This is a genomic window from Syntrophorhabdus sp., from assembly GCA_012719415.1.
In the GTDB taxonomy this organism is placed as follows: Bacteria; Desulfobacterota; Syntrophorhabdia; order Syntrophorhabdales; family Syntrophorhabdaceae; genus Delta-02.
In genome coordinates, this window is record JAAYAK010000187.1 from 1 (window position 1) to 10,242 (window position 10,242).

14 protein-coding genes are annotated in these 10,242 nt (G+C 56.4%); 12 read left to right on the top strand and 2 right to left on the bottom strand.

The annotated features are described in order from the left end of the window. Window positions 1–45: 45 nt before the first annotated feature. Both GXX82_10770 and GXX82_10775 read right to left on the bottom strand, forming a co-directional pair. Entirely contained in the window at window positions 46–567 is a 522-nt protein-coding gene (locus tag GXX82_10770; GenBank protein NLT23519.1) for a peptidylprolyl isomerase, read from the bottom strand. Window positions 568–677: 110 nt separating this feature from the next. Then, window positions 678–1,148, bottom strand: coding sequence for a DUF2730 family protein (locus GXX82_10775; GenBank protein NLT23520.1), 471 nt, complete (start codon window positions 1,146–1,148; stop codon window positions 678–680). A 623-nt stretch (window positions 1,149–1,771) separates the two neighbouring features. Between GXX82_10775 and GXX82_10780 the strand changes: the two genes are divergently transcribed. The 12 genes from GXX82_10780 to flgK form a co-directional block, all read left to right on the top strand. Beyond that, on the top strand, window positions 1,772–2,284 hold the full coding sequence (locus GXX82_10780) for an HNH endonuclease (GenBank protein NLT23521.1): 513 nt from the start codon (window positions 1,772–1,774) through the stop codon (window positions 2,282–2,284). A 1-nt stretch (window position 2,285) separates the two neighbouring features. After that, complete coding sequence (locus GXX82_10785; protein NLT23522.1) at window positions 2,286–2,777, top strand: HIT domain-containing protein; 492 nt, start codon at window positions 2,286–2,288, stop codon at window positions 2,775–2,777. Beyond that, complete coding sequence (locus GXX82_10790) at window positions 2,761–3,510, top strand: nucleoside phosphorylase (GenBank protein ID NLT23523.1); 750 nt, start codon at window positions 2,761–2,763, stop codon at window positions 3,508–3,510. Before GXX82_10785 ends, GXX82_10790 begins: the two co-directional genes overlap by 17 nt. Before the next feature lie 242 nt (window positions 3,511–3,752). Beyond that, a complete protein-coding gene (locus GXX82_10795; GenBank protein NLT23524.1) occupies window positions 3,753–4,469 on the top strand; it encodes a flagellar hook basal-body protein in 717 nt (238 codons plus the stop codon). Window positions 4,470–4,479: 10 nt separating this feature from the next. Further along, a complete protein-coding gene (gene flgG, locus GXX82_10800) occupies window positions 4,480–5,268 on the top strand; it encodes a flagellar basal-body rod protein FlgG (GenBank protein NLT23525.1) in 789 nt (262 codons plus the stop codon). Between the two features lies 1 nt (window position 5,269). Further along, window positions 5,270–6,031 (top strand): flagellar basal body P-ring formation protein FlgA, encoded by a 762-nt coding sequence (gene flgA / locus GXX82_10805; GenBank protein NLT23526.1) that lies wholly within the window; start codon window positions 5,270–5,272, stop codon window positions 6,029–6,031. A 12-nt stretch (window positions 6,032–6,043) separates the two neighbouring features. After that, window positions 6,044–6,745, top strand: coding sequence for a flagellar basal body L-ring protein FlgH (locus tag GXX82_10810; protein ID NLT23527.1), 702 nt, complete (start codon window positions 6,044–6,046; stop codon window positions 6,743–6,745). Between the two features lie 11 nt (window positions 6,746–6,756). Further along, entirely contained in the window at window positions 6,757–7,884 is a 1,128-nt protein-coding gene (locus GXX82_10815; protein NLT23528.1) for a flagellar basal body P-ring protein FlgI, read from the top strand. Between the two features lie 13 nt (window positions 7,885–7,897). Further along, a complete protein-coding gene (locus GXX82_10820) occupies window positions 7,898–8,245 on the top strand; it encodes a hypothetical protein (protein NLT23529.1) in 348 nt (115 codons plus the stop codon). Window positions 8,246–8,257: 12 nt separating this feature from the next. Then, window positions 8,258–8,572 carry a flagellar biosynthesis anti-sigma factor FlgM gene (flgM, locus tag GXX82_10825; protein NLT23530.1) on the top strand — a complete coding sequence of 105 codons (315 nt, stop codon included), beginning with the start codon at window positions 8,258–8,260 and terminating at the stop codon, window positions 8,570–8,572. Then, window positions 8,572–9,006 carry a flagellar protein FlgN gene (locus GXX82_10830; GenBank protein NLT23531.1) on the top strand — a complete coding sequence of 145 codons (435 nt, stop codon included), beginning with the start codon at window positions 8,572–8,574 and terminating at the stop codon, window positions 9,004–9,006. Before flgM ends, GXX82_10830 begins: the two co-directional genes overlap by 1 nt. A gap of 20 nt (window positions 9,007–9,026) precedes the next feature. Further along, the coding region (flgK, locus tag GXX82_10835) for a flagellar hook-associated protein FlgK (protein ID NLT23532.1) at window positions 9,027–10,242 on the top strand (1,216 nt) is incomplete at its 3' end.

The window sequence follows — 10,242 nt, forward strand, 5'->3', positions numbered from 1 at the left end:
CAACTTTCACAATATTTCACAATGCTCTGCAGATAGGGAGAGGGCCTATTTTTTGTCGAGGACTTCGTTCCACTTCTGCAGGTCTTGCTTGTGGTCCTCGGCCAGCCGGGAATAATCACCCTCGATGATGATGGTGTTTATTCTGTCTCCCACGGCTATGCTGTCAACGATCTCCTGATCTTTCGAATCCTTGACCTCACCGAACACAGAGTGCCTGTCATTGAGGTGCGGCGTCGGGACGTGGGTGATAAAGAACTGGCTTCCGTTCGTGTTCGGTCCGGCGTTGTCCATGGAAAGGATCCCCGGTTTGTTGTGCCTGAGATCGGGCGAGAACTCGTCCTTGAAGCGGTAGCCGGGGCCGCCCGTGCCCGTGCCGAGGGGGCAGCCGCCCTGGATCACGAACCCGCGGATCACCCTGTGGAATGTCAGGTTGTCGTAAAAGCCCCGTCTGGACAGGTTCACGAAGCTCAATACCGTAAGCGGGGCCTGATCGGGGAAGAGCTTCACCGCTATGTCACCCTTCGTTGTTTTTATTGTGGCACTCAAGGCTGGATACGATGGTTTCATTTTCTTCTCCTTGTTTCCTTCCCCGGCAAATGAGACAAGACACGTCACGGCCAGGAAGGCCAGAACTGATGCGATCAATGTCGTTCTCTTCACGGCTGTTGCCTCGTCATTTACGGTTTCTTTGGAGCAGGCTTTTTCGGAACCGGTTTCTTGTCCGCCTGAGAGGGTTTCTTGTCCGCCTGAGCGGAAGATTTCTTCGGCGCGGGGGGAGCCTTCTTCTTTGCCAGCTGGTCCTCCAGGGCCTGGTTCTTCGCCCTCGCGCTGTCGAGCTCGGCCTTGACCTGGGTCAGTTCAGCCTTTGCCTTCTGGCTCTCTTTCATCGCGTCCTGGAGTTTGGCCTCCGTTGTTGCCAGCTGGGTCTTGGCCTTCTTCAGGATCTCCACCTCCTGTTCCAGGGTGTTCGCCTTCAGGAAGAAGACAACGGCGACGACAGCGAGAACGAGGGCGACTATCCCCAGGACCGCCGGAAGAATAGGAAACGGTTTCTTCACAGGTGGAGGCAATCCTTCCTCGGGGTCCTTCATCTTGGGGAATTCTTCCTCGGTGGTGACCTGATTTCCATTCTCATCGAACACGGGCATTTTTGGTGACTCCTTTTGCTTTAAGTATTTTGTCCATACTTACCACAGAAGATAGCGAAAGACCAGAGAAAAAGCCAAGGACCGTCACAGGTCGCAAGTCTCAGGCCACATGTCCAAAGGCCGGCACAGTCCCCGTCATTCCGGCGAAGGCCGGAATCTAGGAAAGGTCTGTTTCGTGACGGAAAGGGTACGGGAGAGATGGAAGGGTGTGGACCGCGACTGACGAGCCTTTTCCTGTGGAGCTTTCCATTGCGGGTAATCTCTCCTAGATTCCGGCCTTCGCCGGAATGACGGGGATGAGGGTCCCGGAGTGTCCCATGAGATGTCCTTCACGAAGAGTGTTGACAGTCTATCCCCCTTCCACCATCCTTTTTGGCGACCTGAGACCTTATTATTTTCCTCTTTCATCCGACAATCCTTTTCAGGAGGATGTCGTGAAGGCTGAGAGACTGAAAGAGATCATAAAGGCGCTCATGAGCAGCCGGTTCTATTTTGACCTCGATGTCCGCGAGAGGCACAGACTGGTGGCGCATGTCATGAGGATGATGGAAACCAGGAAGGTCGCGTAACCATTTGAAACCTTGACATGAGAGGTCGAAACGGGTTATTTATCAAATGATTAAATGGACCGGACCCTCCTGCTTAACACGACCTTTGAACCTATCAGCGTTCTGTCATGGAAGAAGGCCATCACCCTTGTCTACCTGGGAAAGGTCGAGGTTCTCAAAGAGTACGACCGGGAGATCCGGGGCGTCTCGATAGCGATCCGCCAGCCTGCCGTCATACGTCTTCTCACCCTTGTCCGGAGCAACCACGCCAAAGTGAAGTTTTCCCGAAGGAACGTTTTTCTCCGGGACGATCATACCTGTCAGTATTGCGGAAAGAAGCTCGATGCCAAATACCTGACCTGCGATCACCTTGTCCCCAGGTCCCGGGGAGGCGTAACGGAATGGACCAACATCGTCACCTCCTGCATTACCTGCAACCTGAAGAAAGGGGACAAACTGCCTGAAGAAGTGAAGATGCACCCGAGGAAGAGACCTTCACGGCCCAACGGGTTCTACATGTTCATGCTGAACCTCGGGGTCAAGGTGCCGCCCGAGTACTGGCGAGACTACATGTTCATAAGGAATTGAGATGGATAGAGTCTGGGCTCCCTGGAGAATGGAGTATATCACAGGCACGAAAGCACCTGGCGAGAAGAGGTGCTTTCTCTGCATCGATGAAGGGAAGGACAACGAGTCCCTCGTGATAGGCAGGCTCGGCAAGGCCTTTGTCATCATGAACCGTTTTCCCTACACCAACGGCCACGTCATGGTCGTGCCGGTCCGCCACACGGGCCTCATGGAGGACCTTACCGACGAGGAATCCCTCGACATCATGCGTCTCGTGAAGATAATGGTCAGGGTCTACAAGGAAGAGTTCAGCGTCGAGGGGATCAACATAGGCATCAATGTGGGCCGCGCCGCCGGGGCGGGACTTGAGGAGCACATTCACGTGCACATGGTGCCGCGCTGGTTCGGGGATACCAACTTCATGGCCGTCACGGGGGAGACGAGGGTGATCTCCGAACACCTCATGACCTCCTACGAGAGGCTGAAGAGAAGATTTCTTGAGACGGTTCTTTGACCGCTCCCGCGTGGTCCTCGACCCCCGGGCAATAGCCGGGGCGCTCACGGGAAAGGGACCGCACGAGCTCGCATTGCCCGAAAGGGCCATCGTAACCTTCAGTGAAGCAGACCTCAAGCGGTTGACGCAAAACAGGGACGCGTCCATCGTGGACGCCTGGGCCCCTTTCAGGATGATCCACCGTCTATCCGGGACCTCGACGGTGGTCATACGGTCCTCCTTTGGTGGCCCGAATATTGCTGCATTGATGGAGGAACTGTCCGCATTCGGTGTCAGAGAGTTCGTTCTCTGGGGCTATTGCGGAGGCATGGGGCCCGTCCGGGCGGTAGGGGATGTCTGTCTCGCGGGGAGCGCGCTGCGCGAGGAGGGGATCTCCTGGCATTACCTGGAAGACGAGAACGAGATGGTGTCGTCGGCCTGGGCGGATGACTGGACAGACGCGGCGGCGGGGGCGGGATTCCCTGTCGTTGATGTGTGGACGACGGATGCCATCTACCGGGAGACTGAGAACAAGATCGAGGCATGCATCGAGCGGGGCATATCGGTTGTGGAGATGGAGGTTGCATCCTTCTACGCCGTCGCCAGGGCAAGGGACTTGAAGGCCGCAGCCTTCCTTGTCGTCTCCGACCTCTTTAATAATAATGGTACGTGGACGAGCGGTTTCCACACCAGGGCCTTCCGGGAAGGCGTGAAGAAGCTTGCCCGCTTCATGAACGGAAAAGCGGTCCTCTGACCACCACACCCCGAAAACCCGGTTTTTCCCTGAAAAAATTTCCCAAAAGGAAAATTTTTCCCAGCAAAGGAAAAAAGACCGTTTTACGTTTTAGGTTTTAAGTTTTAGGTCTAAAAGATCGAATGCGCACGATGGATTGGCTTTCCCGGCCATTGTTCTTTTGCTTAAAACTTAAAACCTAAAACGTAAAACCGTTTCTTTTCTGGCACACGTATTGCACTATCCCCGGCATGAGCTTTTTTGTGACAGTCGCCGGCAAGTACGTGAATGAGAAGAGGCTGGACATAATCTCCAACAACCTGGCCAACGCTCAAACGGCGGGATTCAAGGCTTCGCGGCCCATTTTCGAGATGATCTCCTCAACGGAAGATGAGACGGGTCAGGTGGGGCTCCTGAAGAACTCCTATGTCAAGCTTTCCGACACCTATATCGATTTTTCTGACGCTTCAATCGTCGAGAGCGGTGCAAAACTGGACATGGCCATCCTTGGCCCCGGGTTTTTCTCCGTGATGACCCCGGAGGGTGTCCAGTACACGCGCAACGGGCAGTTCATGCTCGACAAGTCGAGCCGACTCGTGACCATGAGCGGGGAGCCCGTCATGGGTAAGGGCGGGGAGATCACCATCAATGTCAGCGATGGCAAGGAGATACTCATCGAGGGCGATGGCTCCATATACCTGGGAAAGGACCTCGTGGACACCATCAAGGTCGTTGAGTTCAAGGACCTGAATGGTCTGAAACCCGTAAGCAAGAGCAACTTCACATACACCGGAAACGAGGCGGGAGAGACGCCGAAACTGTACTCCATACGGCAGGGCTCCTACGAGACCTCAAACGTCAATGTTGTCCTTGAAATGGTGGACCTCATCCATACCATGAGGGCATTCGAGTGCTACACGAAGATAGACCAGATGTTTTCCGATATCAACGGCAAGCTGACAGAGCTGGCGAAATTCTAGGAGGAACACTATGATACGGGCGTTATGGACAGCGGGAACAGGCATGAACGTGCAGCAGACCAATCTCGACGTCATCGCCAACAACATCGCCAACGTAAATACCAACGGTTTCAAGAAGAGCCGCGCCGATTTCCAGGACCTCATGTACCAGACCCTGAGACTCCAGGGTGCGAGGACGGAAGGCGGCGGAATGGTCCCCACAGGCATCCAGATAGGACTCGGGGCCATGCTCTCATCGGTACAGAAGGTCTTCCAGCAGGGCGATTACCAGAGGACCGACAACGAGCTCGACATAGCCATAGAAGGCAACGGTTTCCTCCAGGTCAACCTTCCCTCCGGTGACAAGGCGTACACCAGGGCTGGCGCCTTGAAGACCGACGCCGACGGCAAGATAGTGACCACCGACGGCTACACCATCGAGCCGAACCTCACCATACCGGCAAGGACGACGAGCATATCCATAGAGAGCGACGGGACGGTCACGGTCCAGATCCAGGGCCAGTCCTCCCCCCAGCAGATAGGCCGTCTCGAGCTTGCCAACTTCATCAACCCCACGGGGCTTCGGGCCATAGGCAAGAACCTCTTCATGGAAAGCGACGCGAGCGGCTCTCCCACCACGGGAAGACCGGGAGAGAACGGCATGGGCACGGTCCTCCAGGGTTTTCTCGAAATGTCCAACGTCAACGTCATGCAGGAGATGATCAACATGATCATCGGCCAGCGCGCCTACGAGGTCAACTCCAAGGCCATCCAGGCGGCGGATGAGATGCTTCAGATGACCAACAACCTGAGGAGATAGCGTGGATACCCCGGTGAAAACGAGCCGTGATGGGAAGAAACACTGCGGGCTGGAGACGCAAAAGAATCTGTGCCTGGTCCTCCTGCTGCTCTTCTTTCTCGGCGCCGCCGCGGTAGGGTCCTTGAGGACGGTGTACGCCGCGGGGGAATCAACGGCGGAAGCCAGAATAGTCAACTTCGTCAAGGAGATCTATCCCGGAGGCGATGCCGTTCGGGTGAGGCTGACGACGGTTCCCGCCCAGCTGAAAGAAAGAGTGAAGATCATCAACCTCAGCTTTGTGCGCATACCCGACGTCAGCGGCGACGGTATCTGCGCCGTCGAGATCGAGACGGCTCCGGGCAGGCTGCGCACCGTGCAGGTGCCCTTCAGGGTATTCACGAAGCGCGAGCTCTACGTGTTGAAAGCAGCTGGACAAAAGGGTGACGCGATCGGCCCGAAGGACATCGTGGTCCGCGAGACGTACATGAACGGAAAAGGCTCCGGCTATCCGACGTCCGTCGATGACGTTGTCGGCAAGGTCCTCAAGAGGGATGTGCCGGCCAACACGCTTGTCACCGACCAGATCCTCGAGGATAGGATCGTTGTCAGGCGGGGCGACGCGGTCACCATAATCGCCGAGAGCGATAAGCTGGTCGTGCGTACGAAGGGCAAGACCGTCGACAAGGGACGGATGGGCGACGTGATACGGGTGAAGAATACCGTCTCCGGGAAAGAAGTGATGGCGAAGGTCGTGAGCAGCAGCTCGGTAAAGGTCGAGTTCTAGGAGCGTGAGTTCATGAAGACGAGCACCGCATTGTTGATGGTCATCCTGGGGACGGTCATCCTGGCAGGTTGCCAGAGCACCAGTCAATCGGTGATAAAGGACGAGCCCTTTGTCATAGACAACACGTACAAGAGCGTGAAACCGGCTCCGCAGCCTCCCGCGGGGACCATCTACCGCGGGGTCAATGCCAACAGCAACTTTCTGGGTGACCACAGGGCCCGGGGGGTGGGTGACATCATCACCGTCAAGATCTACGAGGTGACGAACGCGTCGGAGAAAGCGGGCACGAAGACGGCGAAGACGTCCACGACGACGGCGGGCATCCCCAATTTCCTGGGACTCGAGTCCAACTTCTATCCCTCGAGCATCACGCCCGACAAGATGATAAACGCCAATACGAAAAACGATTTTGACGGCTCCGGCGAAACCACCCGGGGCGGCTCCCTGACCGCCACCATCACGGCGCGCGTCGTCGACGTGCTTCCCAACGGCAACCTGGCCATTGAAGGGAAGAGGGAGATCAGCATCAATAACGAGAAGAAGGAGATCCTGGTCCAGGGCATCGTAAGACCCAGGGACCTCGATTACAACAATTCCGTGTACTCGACCCAGATCGCGGACGCCAAGATCATCTACACCGGCGTGGGGGTCCTGGGAGAGAAGCAGAAGCCGGGCTGGCTGGCGCGCGTCATGGACGCCGTGTGGCCATTCTGACGGGGGACGGCATGAGTTACCGGGAACGCGTTCACCGCAGCACGATCATAATCTGCACGCTCTTCTTCATCGCCGCCTTCCTCCTGTTCATGGCGGGGATGGCGGACGCGGCCCGCATCAAGGAGATGGGGTACATCAACGGAGCGAGAGCCAATCAACTCATCGGTTACGGGCTTGTGACCGGCCTCTCGGGCACGGGGGACAAGTCGAACACGATCTTCACGAACCAGTCCCTGGCCAACATGCTGGAGACCATGGGGATCAGGGTTGACCCCAAGACGACGAAGGTGAACAATGTCGCGGCCGTCATGGTCACCTGCAATCTTCCTCCTTTCGCGCGGATAGGGAGCAGGGTCGACGTGACCGTGTCTTCCATCGGCGACGCCAAGAGCATTGAAGGCGGCGTTCTGGTGACGACCCCTCTCAAGGGCGCTGACGGTCAGGTATATGCCATGGCCCAGGGACCGATGGTGGTGGGTGGCTTTCTGGCATCCGGGCAGGGCGCCTCGGTGCAGAAGAACCATCCCACGGTGGGCCGGATAGTGAACGGCGCCACGGTCGAGCGCGAGGTCCTCTCCGAGGAGTACAGGGGAAGCGAGATCATGATCGCCTTGAAGATGCCCGACTTCACCAACGCCCGAAGGGTAGCCGACCGTATCAACGAGACCTTCGGAGGCGCCGCTTATGCCAAGGACGCCGGGACGATCAACGTGACGATACCGCTGAATATGAGGAACAATCCCGTGCAATTCCTGTCCGTCGTGGAAAACCTCGATGTCAGGACAGACATGCAGGCGAAGATAGTGGTTGACGAAAAGACGGGGACGGTTGTCATCGGCGAGAACGTGCGTGTGTCGACGGTCGTCATCTCGCACGGCAACATAAGCGTTCAGATCAAGGAAGACGCGCGCGTGAGCCAGCCCATGCCGTTCGGCCAGGGCCAGACGGTGGTGACGCCCGATACGCAGGTGAAGGTGCGCGAGGACCGCGGGAAGTTCTATCTCCTGGAGGCAGGCATCTCCATCCGGGAACTGGTCAACGCCCTCAACGCGACGGGGATATCGACACGGGATGTCATAACGATACTGCAGACCATCAAGGCATCAGGCGCTCTTCACGCCGACCTTGAGGTGATATAGGAGGCCGTTCACTGTGTCTGAAAGCGTAAGATCGGTAATGACGGGTTTACCGCCCGCAATCTCGATGGGGGTCAGCACGATGGAGCGAGATCTGTCAGGTTCATCCGAGGCGGACAAAGAGAAAGTCTGCCAGAGCTTCGAGTCCTTCATGATCTACAGCATGATAAAGCACCTGGAGAAGACGACGAAAATGTCGAAAAAGGGGTATGCCGAGGAGACCTACATGGCCATGGTGTATGAGAAGGTGGCCGATTTTCTTGCGGAAAAGGGTGTCGGCATCAAAGAGATGCTCATGAAGTACTCCGAAAGGGAAAATGCTAAAGTTATTCCTCACGGCGGCGATAATACCGGTAAGCGATAGAGGAGGTGAACCATGAAAATTGAGAATGGCAACAAACCCGACCTGCTTGACAGCCTCGTCAAGACCGCTCAGGTAAAGCCGCAGCAGCAGAAAGACCTTTCCGTCGAACAGAGAAAGGACCAGGGCGCAGGCTACGACAAGGTGGAGCTTTCATCCAGGAAGCAGGAAGTCGACCGCCTTACCGAAAAGGCGAAGACCCAGTCCGTGATCCGGGAAGACAAGGTCGAAGAGCTCAAGACCAGCATCGAGGACGGGACGTACAATGCAAGAGGCCAGATAGTAGCCGCCAGCATACTGAAGGCCAATATCCTGGACGAGTTGCTCTGATGATGACGGACGCCATCATCGAAATGACGAAGAGAGAGGAAAAGACCCTGAAGGAGTTTCTGACGGCCCTTCAGATGGAGCGCGACGCCATTATATCCTTTTCACTGGATGGCATAATCGCGGGGAACAACAAGAAGGAAGAGATCTTGAGAAAGCTCGAGTACCTGAAGGCGGAGAAGGAAAAGCTGCTGGAGGGTGCGGGGGACAGGGAGGCCATCGCGGCCGACGAGACTATACGGTCCCTCAACGGGAGCCTGGCCGTGGTGATGAAAGAGGTAAAGACCGCCATGGACAAGAACATGAAGCTTCTCTCCTTCTCCATCGATCACGTCAGATCGTCGATAGAGAACATTATCGGACATATAAGCGGCAACATGGGTTACGGAAAAAAGAGAGAGGACCTCTCTTCCGTACTTCTCTCTAAAGTTATCTAACGTCCGAAGAAAGGTAGCGCATGGGTATCACCTCTATCCTCAATATCGCTAGAAACGCCCTCTTTGCGCAGCAGACCTCGCTGCAGGTCCTGTCGAACAACATCGCCAATGTGAACACGAAGGGTTACGCGCGGCAGGAGGCCGTCCTCACCGAGGCCGACGCCGTTATGGGTGATACCGGACTCCTTCTGGGCAACGGCGTCAGGATCGAAAAGGTGGCGAGCTACTACGACAAGTACCTGGAGTATTCCGTGGCGAGGCAGTGTACGTCCATGGAGGAACAGAAGACATACGAGAAATTCTTCACCCGCATCGAGAGTGTTCTCGATGAGACGAACTCCCAGCTGACATCGAACATCACCGCCTTCTTCAATTCGTGGCAAAGCCTGTCCGCCGATCCCTTGAGCAGCGTCGCGCGGGCCGACGTGGCCTTAAAGGCGACGAACCTCTCCCAGAGCATCCGCAACACATACAGCGGGTTGAAGATGCTGCAGATCGAAACCGACAACAACGTGGCGAGTGAAGTGACGGAGATAAACAACATCCTTTCATCCATTGCCGCGCTGAACCAGAAGACCTATGAATCGTCGGCGGGCGGAAGCGAAGCCGCCAGCTTCGCGAGCCAGAGGATGATGCAGTTGCAGGAGCTCTCGGGGAAGCTCGATCTCCAGTATTTCGAGGATGAGAACGGCGGCCTGACCGTCATGACCGCCGACGGAAAGCTTCTCGTCGAAAAAGGGATCTCCTACGAACTGACCGCCGAGAAGACGGGCGCCGACAATTTCTACCACGTGTACTGGAAGGGGACGTCCCTGTACTCCGTCGATATCACCGATTCCATAGGAGGAGGGATCCTCAAGGGTCTCGTCGACGTGAGGGACACCCAGCTCGTCGGTTTCATCGACGATATCAACGATCTCGCGCAGTCCCTCATGACGGAGGTGAACAGCGTCCACGTCACCGGCTACAACCCCGGCGGAACAACGGGTGTCAATTTCTTTCAGAACATGACCCAGGACTATGCCGCCAACATCGACCTCAGCGATGAGATCAAGGCGGACGTGAACTATATCGCCGTGACATCGTCGGCATCGAATATGTCGAACAATGATGTCGCCCTCGCCATCGCCAACCTCAGCAGCGCCGACGTGACGATCGGCGGGACGACCACGACCTATGTGACCTACACCGCGTCCATAGCCAGCACGGTGGGCAACCTTTCTCAGAACGCGCAGA